This window comes from Devosia sp. RR2S18 (genome assembly GCF_030177755.1).
Classification (GTDB): domain Bacteria; phylum Pseudomonadota; class Alphaproteobacteria; order Rhizobiales; family Devosiaceae; genus Devosia; species Devosia rhizosphaerae.
In genome coordinates this window covers 153,348-177,193 of the sequence record NZ_CP126539.1, presented here as the reverse complement: position 1 = coordinate 177,193, position 23,846 = coordinate 153,348, and the positions used below count along the sequence as shown (strand labels likewise).

Annotated in this window: 17 protein-coding genes and 1 pseudogene; 15 read left to right on the top strand and 3 right to left on the bottom strand. The window is 62.9% G+C overall.

What is annotated here, in order from left to right; all coding sequences use genetic code 11:
• Positions 1-32: 32 nt before the first annotated feature.
• From QOV41_RS00815 to QOV41_RS00790, 6 genes and pseudogenes are all read left to right on the top strand, one after another.
• Complete coding sequence (locus QOV41_RS00815) at positions 33-854, top strand: AAC(3) family N-acetyltransferase (protein WP_284578877.1); 822 nt, start codon at positions 33-35, stop codon at positions 852-854.
• A gap of 438 nt (positions 855-1,292) precedes the next feature.
• Entirely contained in the window at positions 1,293-2,135 is an 843-nt protein-coding gene (locus tag QOV41_RS00810) for an NAD(P)H-binding protein (protein WP_284578876.1), read from the top strand.
• 222 nt (positions 2,136-2,357) lie between these two features.
• Positions 2,358-3,251, top strand: a pseudogene (locus QOV41_RS00805) (YifB family Mg chelatase-like AAA ATPase); the annotation flags it as partial.
• Between the two features lie 72 nt (positions 3,252-3,323).
• Entirely contained in the window at positions 3,324-3,884 is a 561-nt protein-coding gene (locus tag QOV41_RS00800; RefSeq protein WP_284578874.1) for a lipocalin family protein, read from the top strand.
• Between the two features lie 30 nt (positions 3,885-3,914).
• Entirely contained in the window at positions 3,915-4,367 is a 453-nt protein-coding gene (locus QOV41_RS00795) for an NUDIX domain-containing protein (protein ID WP_284578872.1), read from the top strand.
• A 127-nt stretch (positions 4,368-4,494) separates the two neighbouring features.
• A complete protein-coding gene (locus QOV41_RS00790; protein WP_284578870.1) occupies positions 4,495-5,139 on the top strand; it encodes a DUF1294 domain-containing protein in 645 nt (214 codons plus the stop codon).
• Positions 5,140-5,151: 12 nt separating this feature from the next.
• Here the strand turns inward: QOV41_RS00790 and QOV41_RS00785 are convergent, their stop codons facing one another.
• From QOV41_RS00785 to QOV41_RS00775, 3 genes are all read right to left on the bottom strand, one after another.
• On the bottom strand, positions 5,152-5,850 hold the full coding sequence (locus QOV41_RS00785; protein ID WP_284578868.1) for a helix-turn-helix transcriptional regulator: 699 nt from the start codon (positions 5,848-5,850) through the stop codon (positions 5,152-5,154).
• Between the two features lie 33 nt (positions 5,851-5,883).
• Positions 5,884-7,002 (bottom strand): epoxide hydrolase family protein, encoded by a 1,119-nt coding sequence (locus tag QOV41_RS00780; RefSeq protein ID WP_284578867.1) that lies wholly within the window; start codon positions 7,000-7,002, stop codon positions 5,884-5,886.
• Between the two features lie 182 nt (positions 7,003-7,184).
• On the bottom strand, positions 7,185-8,195 hold the full coding sequence (locus QOV41_RS00775) for an aldose epimerase family protein (RefSeq protein WP_284578866.1): 1,011 nt from the start codon (positions 8,193-8,195) through the stop codon (positions 7,185-7,187).
• 122 nt (positions 8,196-8,317) lie between these two features.
• Between QOV41_RS00775 and QOV41_RS00770 the strand changes: the two genes are divergently transcribed.
• The 9 genes from QOV41_RS00770 to trpS all read left to right on the top strand — a co-directional run bounded on the left by QOV41_RS00770 (position 8,318) and on the right by trpS (position 23,835).
• On the top strand, positions 8,318-9,361 hold the full coding sequence (locus tag QOV41_RS00770) for a LacI family DNA-binding transcriptional regulator (protein ID WP_284578864.1): 1,044 nt from the start codon (positions 8,318-8,320) through the stop codon (positions 9,359-9,361).
• An 87-nt stretch (positions 9,362-9,448) separates the two neighbouring features.
• A complete protein-coding gene (gene xylB / locus QOV41_RS00765) occupies positions 9,449-10,912 on the top strand; it encodes a xylulokinase (protein WP_284578863.1) in 1,464 nt (487 codons plus the stop codon).
• Complete coding sequence (gene xylA / locus QOV41_RS00760; RefSeq protein ID WP_284578861.1) at positions 10,909-12,216, top strand: xylose isomerase; 1,308 nt, start codon at positions 10,909-10,911, stop codon at positions 12,214-12,216. Before xylB ends, xylA begins: the two co-directional genes overlap by 4 nt.
• A gap of 151 nt (positions 12,217-12,367) precedes the next feature.
• Positions 12,368-13,990 carry a glycoside hydrolase family 43 protein gene (locus tag QOV41_RS00755; RefSeq protein ID WP_284578859.1) on the top strand — a complete coding sequence of 541 codons (1,623 nt, stop codon included), beginning with the start codon at positions 12,368-12,370 and terminating at the stop codon, positions 13,988-13,990.
• Between the two features lie 134 nt (positions 13,991-14,124).
• Complete coding sequence (locus QOV41_RS00750) at positions 14,125-15,396, top strand: O-acetylhomoserine aminocarboxypropyltransferase/cysteine synthase family protein (RefSeq protein ID WP_284578857.1); 1,272 nt, start codon at positions 14,125-14,127, stop codon at positions 15,394-15,396.
• A 102-nt stretch (positions 15,397-15,498) separates the two neighbouring features.
• Entirely contained in the window at positions 15,499-18,213 is a 2,715-nt protein-coding gene (gene mutS / locus QOV41_RS00745) for a DNA mismatch repair protein MutS (RefSeq protein WP_284578856.1), read from the top strand.
• On the top strand, positions 18,194-20,992 hold the full coding sequence (locus QOV41_RS00740; protein WP_284578855.1) for a [protein-PII] uridylyltransferase: 2,799 nt from the start codon (positions 18,194-18,196) through the stop codon (positions 20,990-20,992). Before mutS ends, QOV41_RS00740 begins: the two co-directional genes overlap by 20 nt.
• Before the next feature lie 159 nt (positions 20,993-21,151).
• Positions 21,152-22,720 carry a murein biosynthesis integral membrane protein MurJ gene (gene murJ / locus QOV41_RS00735; RefSeq protein WP_284578854.1) on the top strand — a complete coding sequence of 523 codons (1,569 nt, stop codon included), beginning with the start codon at positions 21,152-21,154 and terminating at the stop codon, positions 22,718-22,720.
• 83 nt (positions 22,721-22,803) lie between these two features.
• Entirely contained in the window at positions 22,804-23,835 is a 1,032-nt protein-coding gene (trpS, locus tag QOV41_RS00730; RefSeq protein WP_284578852.1) for a tryptophan--tRNA ligase, read from the top strand.
• Positions 23,836-23,846: the final 11 nt, after the last annotated feature.

The window sequence follows — 23,846 nt, the reverse complement described above, 5'->3', positions numbered from 1 at the left end:
ATCGTTGGGTGAGTTGATCGTGGACCACATCAATGCATGAAGCTGGCCTTATCGAACGTACAAGCATTCCTGCCACAAGGGAAAGCCTCAGGAGTGACCTGCACGGCCTTGGTATCCGACCGGGCGATACCCTATTGGTGCATTGTTCGCTGCAGTCCCTGGGCTGGGTCAGTGGCGGTCCTGTCGCAGTAGTGCAGGCTTTGCTCGACGCAGCGGGGACGTATGGGACCATTGCTATGCCCACCCACTCCCGTGACCTAACGGACCCCGCCAATTGGGGAGCGCCTCCAGTGCCGCTGACGTGGATCGAGATCATTCGCGCGACAATGCCGGCCTTCGAACCGGCCACGACGCCCAGCAGCGGCATGGGAGCGGTGGCCGAACTCTTTCGCACCTGGCCTGGTGCCCGCCGTAGCGCGCACCCAGCTACCTCTATGGCAGCCCTGGGCAGACATGCAGAAGAGATCACGGCTCAGCATGCTTTAAGCGACCCCCTCGGCCTGACATCACCCTCAGGTTCGCTATATCGCTTGAAGGCCAAAGTCCTTCTGATTGGCGTGGGGTTCAATCGTTGCACCGCGCTGCATCTTGCCGAGCACATGCGGTGGCCCGATCGGCCCACCATTCAGGAGGGGGCTCCCATCATTGTAGATGGTGAGCGAAAGTGGGTGGAATTCAAAGTTCCAACGGTCATGGACGATGATAAATTTCTATCCGTTGGCGATGCTGTCATGGCGGAGAGAATAGCAACTTCGGGGCCTATGGCACAGGCTCAAGCCATCGTCGCCGACATGGCGAAACTTGTCGATTTCGCGGTTGATCACTGGTCTGGAGTGATGCATCCCGCCGCCTGACTTAAGAAACGCCAGCAGCGACAGCTAATCGGGGCTGACTTCCGATAGCGGATTGTCCAGTTCCCACCCCCTTCAGCCGGTGCTTGGATTGCAGCACCATGGACTGGCAAAATCCTATAAAATGCCCACATAAAGTTATGTTACATACACGGCTCATGTGGTGGCCGACCCTCTGCAATGGTTGTGTCCCATGCCAGGCGCAATAATCTGAATGGCTTAGCCTCGGGCCATGCCTGCCGCCGGATCATCAACCCATCCCATTCCGATCATCGCACGTCGGGAGAATGAATACGCAGTTCATGTGCGCTTGACCCGAGAGCTAAGCTGTTCGATAAATCCGGTGTGACAAAATTCTTCTTCTGATCGATCACTGACAGTTGGGCCGCCGCATTGCGGGGCAAAGCGCTGTCGTATCCTCATCATCAGAAGAGTTTTCAAATGACATCAATTGCCATATCCGGCGCCAGCGGAAAGCTGGCCCGCATGATCGTCAAGTCACTTCGCGCTATCACCCAACAACCACTCGTCCTGCTTAGTCGCACTCCAAGCGCGCTAATTGGGGTTTCTCCCAATGTAGAACCGCGCTTTGCAGATTTCGGCAACGTCGACACCCTTGGCCATGCCATGGCCAAGGTGGACCGCCTGATCCTGATCAGCACTAACGTCCTGAGTGCCGATGGCAGGCGGCAACGTCAACATCGCGCGGCAATAGATGCAGCGCTTGCCGCGGGCGTCCGTCACATAGTCTACACGTCGTTCCTAAAGGCAGACAGCAGTCCCCTGTCAGCCATGACTGCAGATCACGCCGCAACCGAGGCCATGCTCCAAGAGAGCGGCATTAGCTACTCAATCTTACGAAACGCATTTTATGATGATCTTGCACTACAATTTCTCGAACGCGCTGACGCCGATGGCCGCATCATTCATGCGACAGGCTCGGGCGGCGTGGCCTATGTGACGCGCCAGCAATGTGCGGACGCAGCAGCAGTTGCGGTATCCGGCGAATTCTCGGGTCGGCGTATCCTCGATATCACAGGCCCCAAGGCCATCACGATGTCGGGCCTGGCAACATTGGCCTCAGCTCGACTGGGGCGCCCCTTCACTGCCGTCCAGGTTTCAAAGCAAGGCCTTGTGGAGCACATGGTGGCTGCGACGGTCCCACCGGAGAGCGCCGCAACGCTTGCTTGGATTGACGACGGCATCGCAAAGGGAGCCGGAGAGCCCGCGTCAGCGGACTATGAGAGGCTTACCGGCCGCAAGGCGCCAGCTTTGGCACTCTGAAGATATGGGGCCGGCCTGAGTAAGGCTGGCCCCTTTTTAGCAGTTCGCGCGGCGCCCACAGGGCAATTTCTGAAATACTCGATCGTCCGCTTCCTAGGCTTTTGTTAGTGAAACCCGTCAGTCCGGTCTCCACCTCAACTCTGCTGTAGCGCGGGACGAGAGCAGGTGGCTGGTGGAGTAAACACCATGAAAAGCCGCAAAAGCTGACTTTATGTTATGTTACATACACGACTGATGATCGGGCCACCGGGTGCCGGCAAGTCCATGCTGGCGGCGCGGCTGCCTTCCATCCTGCCGCCGCTTAACCCGCGCGAACTGCTCGATGTGTCGATGATCCAGTCCATCGCCGGGGAGTTGGTGGGCGGCGCCCTGTCTGACCGGCGGCCGTTTCGCGCGCCGCATCATTCTGCTTCCATGGCAGCGCTCGTGGGCGGCGGGCTCAAGGTACGACCGGGAGAGGTGAGCCTGGCGCATAATGGCGTGCTGTTTCTCGACGAGTTGCCCGAATTCTCGCCCAGCGTGCTCGACTCCCTACGCCAGCCGCTGGAGGCGGGTGAGACGGTGATTGCTCGCGCCAATGCCCGCGTCAGCGATCCCAGCCGGGTGCAACTGATTGCGGCGATGAACCCGTGCAAATGCGGCATGGCGGGGACGCCGGGCCACACCTGCCGGCGAGGCGCCGCCTGCGCTGCCGAATATCAGGGCCGTGTCTCCGGACCGTTTCTCGACCGCATCGACATCCGCATCGATGTGCCGGCAGTCAGTGCTGCCGAGATGATCGTGCCCGCTGAACCAGCGGAAGGTTCGGAACTGGTGGCGCAACGCGTGGCGGCGGCACGCGAACGGCAGCGGCGGCGTTACGAGGCGGCGGGGGCGAATGGCGTCTACACCAATGCCACGGCCGGCGCGAGCCTGATCGAGGCCGTGGTGGCGCCGGACACCGAAAGCCGCGTGCTGCTGATGCAGGCAGCCGAGAAGTTCAACCTCTCCGCCCGGGCCTACCACAGGGTGCTCAAGGTGGCGCGCACGCTGGCAGATCTGGCCGGGATGGAGGCGGTGCGCCGCCCCCATATTGCCGAAGCGCTGAGCTATCGGCTGAACTTGGGCACAACCTAAGCCCAGCTGAAAGCGCGGAACCTCCGCTGGGGTGCGCGGTTGCCCATGGACACCGAGACAAGGAGATCCGAAATGCGCTTCGCTTTGGCTATGAGCACAGCAGCCCTGCTCGCCACGCCCGCCTTGGCCCAAGAGGCCGGGACCACGACCGATCTGGAAATCCGCCCGGACGCCTATACCGGCGTCTGGTACGAGATCGCGCGCACGCCAGCGCCCTACGAGAACGACTGCGAGGGTGGCGTCACCGCGACTTACACCCTGATCGATGACAGCACGGTCGAGGTGGTCAACCGCTGTGACCCCGCCTCCGGCGATGAGCAGGGCGTGACCGGCCAGGCCGAGGTGGTCAACAACAACTTCAACACGCTCGAGGTGCAGTTCGGTGGCGAGTCCGGTGCGCCAGGCATCAACTATGTCGTTGCTGCCGTGGGTGAAGAGCAGGATGGTGAATACCCCTGGGCGGCCGTCCATTCCCCCGAGGGTAACACCGGTTGGATCCTCTCCCGGGAGCCCGAGATATCGGAAGACCATAGGGACGCAGCGGAAGCGGCACTCGAAGAGGTCGGCGTTGATGTGAGCCAGCTCTCCGATACCGAACAGCCGCCCCAGAGCTACGATCCGGTTTCCGAATAGCGATGAACCGTCTCACGGGAGAATGTCGAGGTGCGACACCGGATTTCTGCGGGCGTACTGGCCCTGCGCGGCAACGACATTCTCCTTGTGCGGCACTATCGTGCCGGCCACCATGATTTCTGGGCCGGGCCCGGCGGCGGCGTGGAAGGCGCTGAGGAGCTTTGGAAGACCGCCGAGCGGGAGGCGCTAGAGGAGACCGGCTTAGTCGTCCGAGCGGGCGCCATGGCCTATATCGATGAGCTGATCGATGGGAGCGGGCGCATCGTCAAGTTCTGGTTCCTGGCTGACTATGTCTCGGGCGAGATCGATGTCGGGGCCAACCCCGCCACCGAAGAGAGCGTCGTCGACGCCAGGTGGTTTGCGCTGGATGCCTTGCCGCACGGGCATGTCTTTCCCGAAATCCTGCGTAGCCGCTTCCGCCAGGACATGGTCGATGGTTTCTCCCGCCCCATCAAGCTGCCGCTCCGGCACTCCATCTTCTAGGAAGTTGTGGATAAGTGTTTCACGTGAATCCACGGGGGAGCACCCTATCAAGCCAAGCGCAGCAACACCGGAACAGACGATGCGTTAACCTGCTCTCCGCTATGTTTCCGCCCATCTGGAGGTCGGCATGCGCAGGACGGGGGAACTCGAGCGCTGGGATGATGCGCGGGGCTTCGGCTTCATCCGGGCCGCGGACGGGACGAGCTACTTCGTCCACGTCAGCGATATCGAGCGTGGGGCCAATCGCCCAACCAATGGCATGAAGTTGAGCTTTGCAGTGGGTCAGGGCCGCAACGGGCAACCCGCCGCCATTCTCGCCTATCTGCTGCGCGCCGATATCAAGTCGCTCGGCCGCGCCCATGTACCGGCCCCGGCGAGACCTGCACCAAGAGACTTCCGCCCTTATGTCGCTGCGGCCTTTGTTGCGCTGCTGGTCTTCGCGGTGCTGGCGGGCTCAGTGCCGCTCTGGATGGGTGCCGCCTATCTGGTTCTGGGGATCGTTTCCTTCGTGCAATATGGTGCCGACAAGACCTATGCTCAGACTGGGCAGTGGCGGATCTCGGAAGCCATGCTCTTAGGCGTCGATCTTGTGGGCGGCATTATCGGTGGATTGCTGGCGCAGAGCCACTTTCGACACAAGACGCGCAAACCCGAATTCGTCCTCTCCACCTGGGTGATTTTCGCTGTGCATGCGCTCTGGCTGGCCGGCATGGCGTCAGGCTTGATCTCGGTCGATGAATTGGCGGAACTTGGGGCGCTGCTGCCCCGCTGATTCACGTGAAACTTAGCTGCTATAGTGCGAATCGTGGATCCAGCTCTCCCGCCATTCCCGGTCCAGAATAGCGCGACGTTTGCCATAGCGTTGCTCAGTGAGCGTCAATTTCGCTATTCGGTCGGTGCGGAAATTGCGGAACGCTTCGCGCAGGCAGCACCAGGCAACGATCACCTGCTTGCCTTCGAAGTAAGCCAGCTGCACTGGCCAGATGGTGCGCTCGGTGGCGCGGCCCGCTTCGTCTTCATAGGCGATGTCGACCGCCTTTTCGGTGCGCATAGCCTGTCGGATCTCCCCGAGAACCGGCATGGGCTTCTTTTCGGTCCAGACCGCGACGGGCCAAAGCCCCGTGTCGTTGATGCGGTCGCGCAGATCTTCCGGCGAGGCGGTGGCGATTTTGGCCAGGGCATTCTTGGCGGCTGCGCCTAGGCCGTCATCGGGCTGAGCGCCGACCCAGCGGGCGCCCAGTACCAGGGCCTCGAGTTCGTCAGCGGTGAACATCAGTGGCGGCAGGAAAAAGCCTGGCTTCAGCATGTAGCCCACCCCCGCCTCGCCATCGATCGGGGCGCCCAGGCCAATGAGCGTCTGGACGTCGCGATAGAGGGTGCGCACGGAAACACCCTGCTCCTCGGCGAGCGCGGCCGCCGTGACGGGCCGGCGGTGGCGCCGCAGCGCGTCCATGATCGAAAACAGCCGTTGCGTCTTGTCCACTGCTGCACTCCCTCGCCAGCGGTTCGGCGCCGTTCAGGCAATCTGGCTGTAAAAAGCGCGGATGTCATGAGCCATCGCCTCGGGCACTTCAAGCGCTGGAAAGTGACCGCCGGCGCTCAGCTCGGTCCAGCGCACGATGTTCCAGAGGTTCCGCTCGCCCCAGCTGCGCGGCGCGGGGTTATCATGCGGCGGCAGCAGCACTGCGTGCGGGACAGTGTGGCGGGCGCCCTTACGGGCAAGGTCCTGGTCGGCAAAGGCCTCACGGTAGAGCCGCACGGAGGAGCCGATGGTCTGGGTGAACCAGTAGACCGATAGAATGGTGCAGAGGTCGTCGAGATCAAAGGCGTTGCTGACGTCTCCATCGCAGTCGCTATAGCTGCGGTATTTCTCAAGGATCCAGGCGGCAAGGCCGGCGGGAGAGTCGTTGAGCCCAACGGCCAAAGTCGCGGGCTTGGTGCCCTGGATCATCACATAGGCGCCCTCGACCGCTTGCCACTGCGCGATCCGCACGAGATAGTCCTGCTCCTCCGGCGTCGGGTCCGCTGGCGGCGGATAGCCGAAAAACACATTGACGTAGTGGGCGCCGATCAGCCGCTCGGGAAACCGTTGGACCAGGCTCATTTCGACCCCGGTCCCCAGATCCGATCCAGATACCAAGAACTTGGGATAATTGAGCCGGCTCATCAGCTCGGCCCAGAGTATGGCGATAGCGGAGAGGTTCATGCCGGGGCGCTCGGGCTGGCTCGAAAAGCCGTAGCCCGGCAGCGAGGGGATCACGACATCAAACGCGACACCATCGACCGCCTCGGTCAGCAGTGGCACCAAAGCCAGCAACTCGACGAAATTGGCGGGCCAGCCATTGGTGAGAAGGATGGGAATATTGCTGTCACCCTGCCCCCGCGCATGGATGAAGTGGATGGTTTCGCCCGCTACTTCCTCGGTGAAATGGGGAAAGCTGTTGAGCCGCGTTTCGGCTATCCGCCAGTCATACCGGTCGCGCCAATGGGCAACGAAGTCGTGGAGGAAACGGTCGTCGGTACCATAATCCCAGCCGACGCCGGGGAGCGCCTGGGGAAAGCGCGTGCGGGCGAGCCGCTGCTTAAGATCGGCGATGTCGGTTTCGGAAATAGCGATGGTGTAGGGCGTGGGCATGGCGGTCTCCAGCTGATCTGGAGAAAGCATGCGGCGGGACGATGTCAGTTGGTGGCAGGAGAGTAGCGTGGCTACCCCACCTAGCCGTCCCCTGGGAGGGGGAGGAACGGCGCCACACCGTAGTTGGATAGTGCGATAATGCCCTCGGCTCCTCCCCTCCGAGGGGGAGTTGGGGGGGGCCTCTACCCGATCTCGATCTCGCACCAATGGCTATAGGGCCGGTCGGGCGAATAGATGATGTTGGGAAAGTGTGGGTGATGGACGGCATCGGCGAGTGCCTGGTCTTCGAGGCAGAAGCCGGAATGCTTGGGATAGCGCCGGCCGCCAAGGCCCGGCACCTGCACATTGGTCATAACGCCGTTATAGACCTGCAGGCCCGGCCGATCGCTCCAGAGTTTGAGCGTCAGGTCTGCTTCGGGTGAGGTTACAGTGGCGACGGCTTGGCTGAGATCCCGCCCGCAATCGAGCACCATGCCGATGTCGTAGTCAATCGGCTGGCCGGCCTTGTCGCGCATGGTGCGACCCTGGCGCAGATCGTATTGCGTGCCGGCCGAAGGCAGGATGGCGCCGGTGGGGCAAAGATCGGGACCGAGCTCCGTATAGGCGCTGGAATTGACCTGAAGCTTGTGGTCCAGCACCAGCTCGTCGGTGCCGAGGTTGAAGTACTGGTGCTGCACGAGGCTGATCGGTGTCGGGCGGTCGGTCGTGGCGGTGAGCTCGAGGCGGAGCTTATTGCCCTTGAGCGTATAGGTGGCCGCGAAGTTGACATTGCCGGGATAGCCCATGGCGCCATCGGGGCTGAAATGGGTGAAGCGCACAGCGGTGTTGCCGTTGTCTACCTCGCCGCTCCAGACCTGCCGCCCCAGACCTTCGGGCCCGCCGTGAAGGTGGAGGTTTCCTTCATTGGCTGGCAGTTTGTAGGTCTTGCCGTCGAGCGTGAAACTGGCATCCTTGATGCGGTTGGCAACGCGTCCGGCAAGCGAACCAAAATGCGGGCTATGCTCGGGATAGGGCGCGAAGCTGTCAAAGCCCAGCGCTACCTGACGTTCGCCCCCTGCAACGGGCACGCGCCAATCTCGCACCACCACGCCGTACCCGATGATATCGACTGTGACCCCGGTGGAACTGGTGAGCCGGAACTGGTCCACCCGCTTGCCCTGATACTCACCGAATTCGCTGACGTTGACTGCCATTTGTGCCCTCCCCTTCTGCGCGGCAGCTCTACCCTGCTTTGTCCCCGGACTGCAACGATGCACTTGACCCGCGCGGTTCGGCTGGCCAAAGCTGCGCCCGAAAACGATATCGAGGACTGCAAGTGAACGAGTTGGGGACGCGGCGTCGGGCCACGGTACATGATGTGGCGCGCGCAGCTGGTGTTTCCCTCGCCACGGTCGATCGCGTGCTGAATGGCCGGCCGGGCGTGCGTGCGGAAACCGCCGAAAAGGTTGGCGAGGCCATTCTGCGCATCGGTTTTCAGCGCGATTTGTCGGCCTCCCTCCTCGCTCGTGCCCGCGACCTGCGCCTGACCTTCATCATCCCGGACGGCGGCAATGAATTCATGGCCAGCCTTGCCGGCTCGGTGCAGCGCCGGGCCGATCAGGCGCTGGCTGATCGCATGCATATCGAGACGCGGCGGGTGCGTGCGCTCGATGGCGATGCGCTGGCCGCCTGCCTCGGCCGGCTCGATCCGGCGGACACCGACTGCGCCATTATCGTCGCCAGCGAGGAGCCTTCGGTGATTGAGGCGGTCGGCGCCGCCGCGCGCCGCGGCATTCAGGTGATGACGCTGGTGTCCGATCTACCGGGCAGCCAGCGGCGGCACTTCATCGGCATCGACAATGGCGCGGCGGGACGGACGGCCGCTTCGCTAATGGGGCGTTTCCTGCCAGCGGGCGGCAAGGTTGCCGTGATCGCCGGCTCGCTGCATCTGCGCGATCATATCGAACGGCTGGAAGGCTTCCAAAGCGTCCTGGCGGCTGAGTTCGGGCAGATCGAGCTCATCGGGCCACTTGAGGGTCATGATGAGCAGGCCGAGACCGAAACCATAGTCGGCAATCTCCTGCGGCAGCACCCCGACCTTGCCGGGCTTTACAATCTGGGCGCCGGCAATCTCGGTCTGGTGGCGGCACTCGAGGCATCCAGTTGCGGCAACGCCATTCGTGTCATTGCCCATGAGCTGACCGATCCCACGCGGCGCGGACTGCGCTCGGGGGTTATCGACGTGGTGCTGGACCAAAATCCCGACGGGGAAATCCGCGAATGTTTGGCCGCCGCCCGCGGCCTGGCATTGGGCGTCCCAGGCACCCCGGAAACGGACCCCATTGAAATCGGCATTTTCCTGCGCGACAATCTGCGTTAAGAACCAGCCGCTCACGACATCGGCACGCCCAAAGGGCACGGGAGGACTTTTGATACTGGCACCATGGTATGATGAGGTACGTGCCTCATGACATTTCTCGGCATTGATATCGGCACATCCGGCGTCAAGGCGCTGTTGATCGACGAATCGGGCAAGGCGCTTGGCGAGGCTTCTGCCCCCGCCGTCGAGCCGGTCCGCCCGCAGCCCGGCTGGTCCGAACAGAACCCGGCCGATTGGTGGCAGGCGACGCTCGACGCCATTGACAAGCTCAAGGCGAGCCACGGCTCCGAGTTGGCCAAGGTGCGCGGCATCGGCCTATCCGGTCACATGCATGGCGCGACGCTGTTGGGCGCCAGTGATGAGGTGCTCCGCCCCTGCATTTTGTGGAACGACGGCCGCTCGGCTGCAGAATGCGCGGAAATGGAAGCGGCCTTGCCCAGCCTGCGCGACATCGCCGGCAATATCGCGATGCCCGGCTTTACCGCACCCAAGCTCGCTTGGGTACGCAAGCATGAGCCGGCAATCTTCGACAAGGTGAAGAAGGTCCTGCTGCCCAAGGCCTATGTGCGCCTGCTCCTGACCGGCGAATACGTCGAGGACATGAGCGATGCCGCTGGCACCCTTTGGCTTGACGTCAAGAAGCGCGACTGGTCCGATGAACTTCTTGGGGTGACCGGACTTGGGCGTGAGCACATGCCGCGCCTCGTTGAAGGTTCAGCGGCCTCGGCCAATCTCAAGCGCGAATTCGTCCAGCGCTGGGGCATGAGTGGCGACGTGGTGGTGGCGGGTGGTGCTGGCGACAATGCTGCAGCCGCCTGTGGCATCGGTGCGATCCGTCCCGGCGAAGGCTTTGTGTCGCTGGGCACCTCGGGCGTGCTGTTCGTCTCCAACGAAAAGTTCAGCCCCAATACCGAGGGCGCCGTCCACGCCTTTTGCCACGCCATTCCCGACACCTGGCACCAGATGGGCGTGATCCTCTCGGCGACCGATTCGCTCAACTGGCTTTCGCGCATCACGGGTAAGAAGCAGGCCGAGCTTTCCGGGGAAGCCGAAGCGCAATTCACCGGTCCAGGCGAGACGATCTTCCTGCCCTACCTTTCGGGTGAACGGACGCCACACAACAATGCGGGGGCGCGCGGCAGCTTTGTGGGGCTGTCGCAGTCCACTGAGACGGCGCAGTTGGCCCAGGCTGTCATGGAGGGTGTTACCTTTGCCATGCGCGACTGCCAGCGCGTTCTTGCCGATGCCGGCACCCAGATCGGGCGCCTGCTCGCGGTGGGCGGTGGCTCCAAGTCGAACCTCTGGCTCAAGATGCTCGCCACCAATCTCGAAATGGAGATTGCCCTCCCCGAGGACGGCGATTTCGGCGGTGCCCTCGGTGCTGCCCGGCTGGGGCTCTGTGCCGCCACGGGCGCCAAGCCCGACGAAGTCATGGCCATGCCGCCGATCAAGACGGTTATCGCCCCCGATCAATCCCTTTCGGCAGCCTATGCCGACCAATATGCGCGCTACCGCGCGCTCTACCCCGCCATCGAGGAGACACGTAAGTGACGGATTTTTTCAAGGGTATCTCGCAGGTCAAGTTTGAAGGACCTCAGAGCGCCAACCCGCTCGCCTATCGCCACTACAACAAGGACGAGATCGTCGCCGGCAAGCGCATGGAGGACCATATCCGTCCCGCCATCGCTTATTGGCACACCTTTGCAGCTGAGGGCGGCGACCCATTTGGCGGCCGCACCTTTGACCGCCCCTGGTATGACAAGGGCATGGAAGGCGCGCGCCTCAAGGCCGACGTAGCATTCGAGTTCTTCGATCTTTTGGATGTGCCGTTCTTCTGCTTCCACGACGTCGATATCGCCCCCGAGGGCGAGACGCTGGCGGAGAGCAACAATAACGTTCGCGCCATCGGCGAAATCTTTGCTCGGAAGATGGAAACGAGCCGCACCAAGCTCCTCTGGGGGACGGCCAACCTCTTCTCCAATCGCCGCTACATGAGCGGCGCGGCGACCAATCCTGATCCGGAAATCTTCGCCTATGCCGCTGGCCAGGTGAAGAACGTGCTCGAGCTGACCCACGAACTGGGAGGCGAGAACTATGTCCTTTGGGGCGGCCGCGAGGGCTACGAAACCCTGCTCAACACCAAGATCGGCCAGGAGCAGGACCAGGTGGCCCGCTTCCTGACCCTGGTCATCGAGCACGCCAAAAAGATCGGCTTTACCGGCCAGATCCTGATCGAGCCCAAGCCGCAGGAACCATCCAAGCACCAGTATGACTATGACGTCGCCACGGTCTATGGCTTCCTCCAGCGCTATGGCCTGGAAAAGGAAGTGAAGTGCAATATCGAGGTCGGCCACGCCTTCCTCGCCGGTCACTCCTTCGAGCACGAGCTGGCTGTTGCCTCCTCGCTGGGCATGCTGGGCTCGGTCGACGCCAACCGCAACGATCTGCAGTCCGGCTGGGACACCGACCAGTTCCCCAATAATGCGCCCGAGGCGGCGCTCGCTTTCTACTACATCCTCAAACAGGGCGGCCTGGGCAAGGGCGGCTTCAACTTCGATGCCAAGGTGCGTCGCCAGTCGCTCGATCCGGCGGACCTGCTTTATGGTCACATCGGCGGCCTCGACACGCTGGCCCGCGGTCTCAAGGGTGCGGCGGCACTGATCGAGGATGGCGAGTTCGACCGCCTGCTGGACGACCGCTATGCCGGCTGGAACCAGCAAGGCGCGGCCGCCATGCTCAAGGGCGAGCGCACGCTGGAGGAGATCGCCGCCTGGGTGGAGGCGGAAAACATCAACCCGCAGCCGCGCTCCGGTCGCCAGGAATATCTCGAAAACCTGGTCAACCGCTTCGTTTGATCCGACGCTGAACCCCTCCCTCTCCCCTTGTGGGAGAGGGTGCCCGAAGGGCGGGTGAGGGGTTTGTTCAATCATCGCACCCCTCATCCGGCGCTGTGCGCCACCTTCTCCCACAAGGGGGAGAAGGCGGATCGGTGGGGGAGGAGACATCATGCCCCAGATCACCAATCCCATCTTGCCCGGCTTCAACCCGGACCCGTCCATCTGCCGCGTGGGCGACGATTATTACATCGCCACCTCCACCTTCGAGTGGTTCCCCGGCGTGCAGATCCATCACTCCAAGGATCTCGCCAACTGGGAGCTGGTTTCGCGCCCGCTTAATCGCAAGGCGCAGCTCGACATGCGCGGCGATCCCGACAGCTGCGGCGTCTGGGCCCCCGACATCACCCATGATGGGGAGAAGTTCTGGCTGGTCTATACCGACGTCAAGCGCAAGGACGGCTCGTTCAAGGACGCGCACAACTACATCGTGACAGCCGAGAGTATCGAAGGCCCCTGGTCCGATCCGATCTACATCAACTCCTCGGGTTTCGACCCTTCGCTGTTCCACGACGACGATGGCCGCAAGTGGTTCGTCAACATGATGTGGGACCACCGCACGCGGCCGCTGAAGTTTGCCGGGATTGCGCTGCAGGAATTCGATCCCGTTGCCGGCAAGCTGATCGGGCCGCGCACCAATATCTACCAGGGCACCAATCTCAAGCTGGTTGAAGGCCCGCACCTCTATAAGCGCAATGGCTGGTATTACCTGCTGACCGCTGAAGGCGGCACGGCCTATGACCATGCCTGCACCTTTGCCCGCTCGCGCAGCATAGATGGTCCTTACGAGACCCATCCCGACAAGCACATCCTCACCTCCAAGGATGCTCCGCTCGCGGCGCTCCAGCGCGCCGGCCACGGCGATCTCGTGGAAACACCCGATGGCAAGACCTATCTCGTCCATCTCGCTGGTCGCCCGACCACACAGGAACGCCGCTGCACGCTAGGTCGCGAAACCTCGATCCAGGAAGCCTATTGGGGTGATGACGACTGGATTCACGTGAAACACGGCCCCGTACCGTCCCTGCATGTTGAAGTGCCGGGCAACCGCGACGAGGACAAGTACTGGGCCGAGCAGCGCTATGGGTTCGAAGACGGCCTCCACAAGGACTTCCAGTGGCTGCGCACGCCCGAGAGCGAACGCATTTTCACGACCGACGGCGGCAAGCTGCGCCTCTTCGGTCGGGAATCGATTGGCTCATGGTTCGAGCAGGCGCTGGTCGCCCGCCGGCAGACGCACTTCTCCTACGATGCCGAGACAGTGGTCGACTTCTCGCCCACCGACGAGCGCCAGTTTGCGGGCCTGACCGCCTATTACAGCCGCTACAACTTCTTCTACCTGACCGTCACCGCCCATTCGGACGGTCAGCGCGAACTACTGCTGATGAGCTCGGAAATCAGCTGGCCCGATGGCAATCTCAGCTTCCCTGCCGAGCCGGTGCAGATCCCCAATGAGGGGAAGGTCAAGCTGGCGCTCACCATCCGGGGTCGCAAGCTGCAGTTCTTCTATGCCCTGGAAGGCGAGGAGCTGCAGCCCATCGGTCCGGTGCTCGACGCTTCGACCCTTTCGGACGAGTGCGGTGGCCACCAGGCCCATGGCAGCTTCACCGGTGCTTTCGTCGGCGTTGCCGCGAGCGATCTCAACGGCACCGCGCTGCCGGCGGATTTCGACTATTTCACCTATCGCCCGGTGCGCGATCCGTCCGACCGCTACGAGATCGACGACTTGCAGTAGCGGCCAGGCGGGGGAGCGGCCCCATTCATTTTAAACACGGGGCGGGGGAGAGAACATTGTGTCTCTTCCCCGCCTTGTCATTTCCGGGTCGACCGGGGGAAGGTGGCGCCCAACCAAACCACTGGAGGAGCCACATGAAGCTCGAATCGATTGCCCTGCACCATGGCTACGAATCGGAGGCCACCACCAAGGCCGCGGCGGTGCCGATCTATCAGACGACGTCCTATACGTTCGACGACACCCAGCACGGCGCCGATCTCTTCGATCTCAAGGTGGCGGGCAACATCTATACGCGCATCATGAACCCCACGACGGCCGTGCTCGAGGCGCGCGTTGCGGAGATGGAAGGCGGTATCGCCGCACTCGGACTGGCTTCCGGCATGGCCGCGATCACCTATGCCATCCAGACCATCGCGGGCGTGGGCGACAACATCGTCTCTGTGTCTCAGCTCTATGGCGGCACCTATAATCTCTTCGTTCACAGCTTCCCGCGCCAGGGCATCGAGACGCGGCTGGTCTCCTACGATGACTATGAGGGCTTCGAAAAAGCCATCGACGACAACACCAAGGCGGTTTTCCTTGAGTCGATCGGCAATCCTGCCGGCAATGTTGTTGATATTGAACGGATCGCCGAAATCGCCCATCGCCATGGCGTGCCGGTGATTGTCGATAACACCGTGGCGACGCCCTATCTTTGCCGACCGTTCGATCTGGGCGCCGACATCGTGGTGCATTCGCTGACCAAATATATCGGCGGGCACGGCACCTCGGTGGGCGGCGTGATCGTGGACAGCGGCAAGTTCGACTGGAAAGCCCATGCCAAGCGCTTCCCGGTGCTCAACGAGCCCGATCCGTCCTACCATGGTGTGGTCTATACCGAGGCGCTCGGGCCCGCCGCCTTTATTGGCCGGGCCCGCGTCGTGCCGCTGCGCAATACCGGTGCGGCCATTGCCCCGCTCAATTCCTTCCTGATCCTGCAAGGGCTCGAGACCCTCGGGCTTCGCATGGAGCGGCACTGCGAAAATGCGCTCAAGGTGGCCCAGCACCTGCAGAACCACCCAAAGGTGGCCTGGGTGAACTATTCCGGTTTGCCCGACAGCAAGTTCCACGCGGTTGCCCAGAAGGTCTCCAAGGGTTCTGGCTCTGGCATTCTCTCCTTCGGTATCAAGGGCGGCAAGGAAGCAGGTGCCCGCTTCATCGACGCCCTGCAGATGATCCTGCGCCTAGTTAATATCGGCGATGCCAAGTCGCTGGCCTGCCATCCCGCGTCGACCACGCACCGCCAACTCTCGCCCCAGGAACTGGCGAGGGCGGGTGTTTCGGAAGATCTGGTGCGCATTTCGGTGGGCATCGAGCATATCGACGACATCCTCGCGGACATCAATCAGGCTCTCGACAAGGCTTGAGGCGTCGCCATTCTCCGGGGCAAATCTGCCCCGGACCGGTTGGCTTTTGTGCCCTAGGCTCCTAAGGTCTCGGCTTTCACGCCGAGACCTGTTGCCTGCCCGATGGACGCCACGCCAATCCCTGCTGCACAAGCCGGCGCCGCTCCGGCCCTGACGCCGATGATGGCGCAGTATTTCGAGATCAAGGCGGCCAATCCCGGCTATCTCCTGTTCTACCGCATGGGCGATTTCTACGAGCTCTTCTTTGAAGATGCCGAGATCGCCAGCGCCGCCCTAGGCATCGTGCTCACCAAGCGCGGCAAGCATCTGGGCGAGGATATCGGCATGTGCGGCGTGCCTATCCACGCGGCCAACGACTATCTCAACAAGCTGATTAAGCTGGGCCATCGCGTGGCCATCTGCGAGCAGGTGGAAGACCCCGCCGAAGCCAGGAAGCGCGGCAGCAAGTCGGTGGTAAAGCGGGATGTGGTGCGCCTCATCACCGCAGGCACGCTGACCGAAGACGATCACCTCGACGCCCGCGCCTCCAATTTCCTCGCAGCCCTATCCATGGTGCGGCACGGCGAAACCGATTTCGCACTCGCCTGGGCGGATGTCTCGACCGGCGAAACTTTTACAGTCGACCTTGCGGCCGAGCAGCTAGGGGACGAACTGGCGCGTATCGCCCCGGCCGAGCTCCTCATGACCGATGCCACGCGGTCAACGCTTACGGAGCGGCACCTCTTTGCCCCGGCTTGGGCGCGTATCACCCACGCGGCCCCGGCCGAGAGCTTCGACAGCGAACGTGCCGGCGTTGAGTTGCGAAATGCCTTCCCCGCCACGGCGTTTGACCCGTCCGCCCTTTCCCGCGCCGCCCGTGCGGCGCTGGGGGCGATCGTGGCCTATGTGCGCGAAAGCCAGAAGGGTACCGGCGTTGTGTTGCGGGCGCCTATTCCCGAAGCTGCCAACCGACGCATGGCCATCGACGCGGCCACTCGCGCCAGCCTCGAGCTGCACCAGACCCATCGTGGCGATGTCAGAGGCTCGCTGCGGCAAAGCATTGATCTCACTGTCACCGCACCCGGTTCGCGCCTCCTCTCCGCCCGGCTAGCGGCGCCACTCGCCGATGCCGAGGCCATCAACCAGCGGCTCGCCTCCGTCGGGTTCCTTGTTGACGACACCATGCTCACGGGCCGGCTGCGGACGGACCTCAAGGCTGTGCCAGACCTGGCCCGCGCCCTCACCCGTCTGGCGCTGGAGCGCGGCGGGCCGCGCGACCTTGCCGCCATCGGCAAGGCCATCCAAGCGGCACAGGCGCTGGCACGGCATTTCGCCGGCTTTGATGCTCTGCCTGCCGTGCTCGCCACCCTTGCCGAGACGCTTGGCGCGGCCCCTGGTAGCCTCGCCGCCGAACTGGCGGCGGCCTTGGCTGACGACCTGCCCCTCCTGACCCGCGACGGCGGGTTCGTGCGCAAGGGGTTTGACCGTGCACTCGACGACGAGCAGACGCTCGCCAGCGAAACCCGCGCTGTGGTGGCGGCGCTGCAGGCACGGCTGATGGATGAGACCGATGTCCGCTCGCTCAAGATCCGGCACAATGGTGTATTGGGGTATTTCGTCGAAGTGCCCGCCAGCCATGGCGGCAAGCTGATGGAAGAGCCACACCGGCAAAGCTTCATCCACCGCCAGACTCTCGCCAATGCGATGCGCTTCACCACAACGGAGCTGGCCGAGCTTGAAGGCCGCATGGCGCGGGCGCGCGACGCGGCGCTCGAAATTGAGCTGCGCATCTTTGATCGCCTGCGAACGGCAGTGCTGGCGCAAACCGACGCGCTACGCCAGCTTGCCGATGCCCTGGCCGAGCTGGACGTGACGGCCGCGCTCGCACAATTGGCTGCCACCCGCTCCTATTGTCGTCCCGATGTCGACACATCGCTGGCTTTCCGCATCGAGGGCGGCCGTCATCCAGTGGTCGAGGAGATGGTGCGCGCCGACGGGCAGAGCTTTGTCGCCAATGACGCCGATCTCTCGGGTGCCGATGGCGAAGGCGGTGGCCGGCTCTGGCTCGTTACCGGCCCCAATATGGGGGGCAAGTCGACCTTTCTCCGCCAGAACGCGCTGATCGCCATTCTCGCGCAGATGGGCAGCTTCGTGCCCGCCGAGGCCGCCCATATCGGCGTCATCGACCGCGTCTTTTCCCGAGTCGGAGCCAGCGACGACATTGCCCATGGCCGCTCGACCTTCATGGTGGAGATGGTGGAAACCGCCGCCATCCTCAATCGCGCCACCCGCCGCAGCCTTGTTGTGCTCGATGAAATCGGGCGCGGCACTGCCACATTCGATGGGCTCTCCATCGCCTGGGCCGCAGTCGAGGCGCTGCACGAGACCACCGGCTGCCGGGCGCTCTTTGCCACTCACTTCCATGAGCTGACAAGCCTGGCCAAGACCCTCGCCCGCGTTTCCAACGTCACCATGAAGGTGCGCGAATGGGAGGGTGAGGTGGTGTTCCTCCACGAGGTGGGCCCCGGCGCCGCCGACCGCTCCTATGGCATCCAGGTGGCGCGGCTCGCCGGCCTACCCGAGCCGGTGCTCCAGCGTGCTCGCCAGGTTTTGACAACCCTTGAGCAACGCTCTTCGGGTACGATGTCTTCCGATGGGCGGGCCAGCGTGCTAGATGATCTGCCGCTCTTTGCCCATCAGCCGCCTCCCCGGCCTGCGGAGGCAGATCCTGTCCATACTGCGCTCGACGCTGTTCGACCCGACGAATTGACCCCCCGACAAGCGATCGAAGCCCTCTACGAGTTGAAGAAAATCCGCGATGACGCTCGCAGAAGCTGACGTAAAGCCGCGAAAACCGCTCTTCGCGCTCAAGTCCGCCGAGACCATCCTGGCCGAGCTCGACGCCCTTGTCGGCGCGCTCGACCCCAAATCCGCTGCTGCCCGCTCGGCCGTGCTGGCGCATGTCCGCGGCTGCCTCGCCGAGGCCCGCAAGGATGCCGAGGCCGAATTGCTGGCGACCAGCAAAGGGACGCGCTGTGCGCAAAACCTTTCCGCCGCGCAGGACGAGATCATCGGTGCGCTGCATCTCTTTGCCACCCGCCGCGTCTATCCCGTCGACAATCCTTCGGGCGCCGAAGCCATCGCGCTCTCGGCCGTAGGCGGCTATGGCCGCGGCACCCTGGCGCCGGGGTCGGACATCGATCTGCTCTTCATTTTGCCCTACAAGCAAACCCCCTGGGGCGAGCAGGTCACCGAATACATTCTCTATATGCTCTGGGACTTAGGCCAGAAGGTGGGCCATGCCGTCCGCTCGGTTGATGAATGCATCCGCATGGCCCGTGCCGACATGACCGTGCGGACTGCGACACTCGAGGCGCGCTTTCTCACCGGCGACCGCGAGCTCTTCAACCAGCTGGTCAGGCGCTTCGAGTCCGAGATCATGCCCAAGACCGGTCCCGAATTCATTGCCGCCAAGATGGCCGAACGCGATGACCGGCACCGCCAGATGGGCAATACCCGCTATGTCGTCGAGCCCAACATCAAGGATGGCAAGGGCGGGCTGCGCGATCTCAATACCCTGTTCTGGATCGGGAAGTACTTTTATCAGGTCAAGACATCCCAGGAACTGGTGGGCAAGGGCGTCTTCCGCCCGGCCGAGTATCGCCTGTTCCAGCGCGCCGAGGACTTCCTCTGGGCCGTGCGCTGCCACCTCCACTTCATCACCGGCCGCGCCGAGGAAAAGCTGACCTTCGACGTGCAACCTGATCTCGCCCAGCGCATGGGCTATGAACAGCGCCTGGGCATGCTGGGCGTCGAGCGCTTCATGAAGCGCTATTTCCTGGTCGCTAAGGACGTCGGCGATCTCACCCGCATTTTCTGCGCTAGCCTCGAGTTCAACCACGTCAAGGACATGGACCTCGTGGGGCGGGTCCTCGCCCCCTTCCGCTCGGGCAAGAGCAAGATCAAGGGCGAGTCCGAATTCGTCATCGACACCGGCCGGCTCAACCTTGCCCGTCCCGACGTCTTCGAAACCGATCCAACCAATCTGATCAAGATGTTCATGGTGGCGGGACGCGAGGAACTGCTGTTCCACCCCGACGCCATCAAGGTCATTCGTCGTTCGCTGCGCCTGATCGACAACAAGCTGCGCACCGACCCCCGGGCGAACGACTACTTTCTGACGGTGCTGACCAGTCCGCTCTATGTCGAGCGCATCCTGCGGCAGATGAACGAGAGCGGTGTTCTGGGCAAGTTCGTGCCCGAATTCGGCAGGATCGTCGCCCTGATGCAGTTCAATATGTACCACCACTATACCGTGGATGAGCATCTGATCCGTTCGGTCGGCATCATGGCGCAGATCGCCAATGGCGGCTTGCGCGATGAATTGCCGCTGACCCACGAATTGCTGCCCCAGCTCAACGATACGCGCCTGCTCTATGTGGCGCTGTTCCTCCACGACATCGCCAAGGGGCGGCCCGAGGATCACTCCATTGCCGGTGCGCGCATTGCCCGGCGCCTCTGCCCCCGCTTTGGCCTGTCGCCCGCAGAGACCGACACCGTCTCCTGGCTCATCGAATATCACCTGCTGATGAGCGAGATCGCCCAGGCCCGCGATATCCAGGACCCCGAAACCGCCAAGGCCTTTGCCGACGTCGTGCAATCGCCACAGCGCCTGGCGCTCCTGATGATCCTCACTGCCTGCGACATCCGTGCGGTGGGGCCCGGCGTCTGGACCGGCTGGAAGGGCTCGCTCCTGCGCGCGCTCTATTATGCGACCGAGCCGCTGCTGTCCGGCGGCCACTCCCAGGTCACCCAGTCCGACCGCATCGACGACGCCCGTGAACAGCTTTCAAGCAAGCTGTCGGGCTGGCCAGCCGGAGAGGTCGAGACCTATATCGGCCGCCACTACGATCATTACTGGCTGCGCGCCGAGCCCGAACTGCAGATCGAGCATGCCCGCATGATCCGGCAGGCCGACCAGATCGGAGAAACCTTCGCCGGCTCCTTCCGGATCAAGGCCTTCGAAGGCATCACTGAAGTCAGCTTCTATATGGCCGACCACCCGCGCCTCCTGTCACTGATCGCCGGCGCCTGCACCATGCAGGATGCGTCCATTATCGGAGCGCAGATTTTCTCCACCCGCGATGGCCGCGCCATCGACACCTTCCGGCTGCGCCGCAGCTTCACCTCCGACGAAGACGAAAAGGTCCGCGCTACCCGTATCATCGATACGGTGCGCCAATTGCTGCAGGGCAAGCGGCAGGTGCTGATCGATGGGGGCAAGGAATCGCGCCACAACAAGCGTCTCCGCCCCTTCGCCCTGCCCGCCTCGGTGTCGGTGTCCAATGCCCTCTCGGGCAAGTTCACGGTGATCGAGGTTTCCGGCCTCGACCGCACCGGCCTGCTCCATGCACTGACCCGCGAAATATCCGATCTCAACCTCACCATCGGTTCGGCCCATATCGGCACCTATGGCGAAAAGGCGGTGGACGTCTTCTACGTCACCGATCTCACGGGCCAAAAGATCATGAGCAAGCCACGCCAGCGCAAGATCCACGATGCCCTGATGAGCGTCTTCCAGCCCCGCGCGGTCGAAGCGAAGGTGGTGAATGGGTAAGGTGGCGGGCCTCCGCGCCTGCGGCTACCCCCACCGAACCTTCCCCTGGGCGGGGGAGGAACAGGTCCAGCGTTGTCACGCAGTTTCTGTCCTGACTACGATCCCGCGCCTCCCCCTCCCAGGGGGAGGTTGGATGGGGGTTCCCCCGAGCACACTACTATGAGCCTTTACCGCAACTTCCTCTCCGTGGGTGGGCTGACCCTCCTCTCGCGTATTGCCGGCTTTGTGCGGGACGCCCTGATGGCCGCCGTTCTTGGCATCGGCCCGGTTGCCGATGCGTTCAACGCAGCGTTCCGCTTCCCCAATCTTTTCCGTCGGCTGTTCGCCGAAGGGGCCTTCAACACCGCTTTTGTACCCATGTTTGCCGGCGCCCTGGAGCAGGATGGGCGGGAGTCGGCCCGGATGCTGGCCTCCCGCATCATGAGCTGGCTCGTCGCCGTCATTCTCGTGGTCACCATCCTGGCCGAGATCTTCATGGGGCAGATCATGCTGCTCTTTGTGCCGGGATTTGCCGATGACCCCGCAAAGCTGGAACTCACGGTGTTCCTCACCCGCATCATGTTCCCCTATCTCGCCTGCATGTCCTTGATGGCGGCCTATGCGGCAATCCTAAATTCTCTAAATCGCTATTTCGCCGGCGCGTTCGCCCCCGTCGTGCTCAACATCGTCAACATCGCCGTTCTGGTGCCGCTCGCCTATCTCTCGCTGGAGAACCTGGCCGAAACCGCCTTTTGGATCGCCATTGCCACCATGCTGGGCGGGATTGCCCAGCTTGCACTGGTCTATTGGGCGATCCGCCGCGCGGACTTTGTCCCCGCTATTCGGCTGCCGCGTTTGGACAAGGACGTAAAGCGTTTCTGGGCCCTGGCGGTTCCGGCCACTCTGGCCGGCGGCATCACGCAGATAAACATCTTTGTGGGCACCATCATCGCGTCGGCCGCAGACAACGTCATTTCCATCTTGGCGTATGCCGATCGGCTCTACCAACTGCCGCTGGGCATCATCGGTATCGCAATTGGTACCGTCCTCCTGCCCGAGCTTTCTCGCCACATCGGCGCGGGGCGCGAGACGGAGGCGCGCGCCAGCCAGAGCCAGGCCCTGCTGCTGGCGATGCTGCTGTCATTGCCAGCAGCCGTTGCCCTGGCAGCCATTCCCGTCCCCATCATCCGTGTGCTTTTCGAGCGCGGCCAGTTCGGGCCGGAAGATACTGTTCTCACGGCACAGGCCCTGCTCGGCTTTGCCATCGGCCTGCCAGCCTTTGTGCTGGTGCGGGTGTTGCAGCCGGGATTTTTCTCGCGCAAAGACACCACCACGCCCACCATTTTCGCCGGGCTCTCGGTGGCCACCAATATCGGGATCTCGCTCCTGCTCTTTCCGAGCTTCCAGCACCTCGGCATCGCCCTGGCGACCTCGATTTCCTCCTGGCTCAACGTTCTCCTGCTGGCCATCTTCCTGGCGCGGCGCGGCCATTTCCGGCTGAGCCTTGCAGAATGGCGTAAACTGGCGACAATTCTCCTTGTGGCCATGGTCATGGGCGCGGTGCTGTATCTCTTTGCCGAGCGTGCCGAGGCGATCTTCCTGCCGGGTCGTCCCATCTTGCTGCAACTGGCCGCGCTTGCCGCGATCTGCCTCTTTGGCACGCTGACCTATTTCCTGCTTGCCCATCTCAGTGGTGCGCAGTCGCTGGGTGGTCTTCTCAACCGCCTACGCCGCCGCCGCGCCGCTTAGCGCACAAAGCGGTTTCCAAGCCCGGCGAGCGCAGGTAAAACTCGCCCTCGTTTCTACACCCTTGTTATCGTGGTTCAGCCTTCATGACGTTCACCCCCCGCGTATTTTCGGGCATCAAGCCATCGGGCGATCTGCACCTGGGCAATTATCTCGGCGCTATCCGCCGCTTCGTACCGCTGCAGGACACCCATGAGACCATCTATTGCGTGGTCGACATGCATGCCATCACCGTGTGGCAAGACCCCGAGGACCTCAAGCGCTGGACCTATGAAATCGCGGCCGCCTACATCGCGGCGGGTGTCGACCCTACCAAGTCGATTATTTTCAACCAGAGCCAGGTGGTCGAGCATGCCGAGCTGAGCTGGATCTTCAACTGTGTCGCGCGTATGGGCTGGATGGCCCGCATGACCCAGTTCAAGGACAAGGCGGGCGAAAATTCCGAGCAAGTATCGCTGGGCCTTTTTGCCTATCCCTCGCTCATGGCCGCCGATATCCTGCTCTACAAGACCACGGCCGTGCCGGTCGGGGAAGATCAGCGCCAGCATCTGGAGCTGACGCGCGATATCGCCAAGAAATTTAATCATGACTTTGCCAAGCAGATCGAGGCGGCGGGTTTCGAGGACGGCTTTTTCCCCATTACCGAGACCCTTGCGACCGGGCCGGCGATGCGCGTCAAATCGCTCAAGGACGGTTCCAAGAAGATGAGCAAGTCCGAAGCCTCGGACCTTGCCACCATCTACATGACAGATGACGCCGACCAAATCGCCAAGAAGATCAAGCGCGCCACCACCGATCCGGAGGTCCTGCCCAGCGAGGTAGCGGGGCTCGAAAGCCGCCCCGAGGCGGAGAACCTCGTCGGCATCTACGCGGCTTTGTCCAGCCGGTCCGTCGACGATGTGCTGGGCGAATATGGCGGCAAGGGCTGGGGTGCTTTCAAGCCGGCTTTGGCAGATCTCGCGGTGACGGTGCTGTCCCCCATCGCCGAGGAAATGAAGCGGCTGGTGGCCGATCGTGGGGAGATGGACCGCATCCTGCGCGATGGTGCCGACCGGGCGCGCGCCATTGCCGAGCCGGTGATGGCAGATGTTCGCAAGATTGTGGGCTTCGTCCGCTAGTCCTGGAGGCG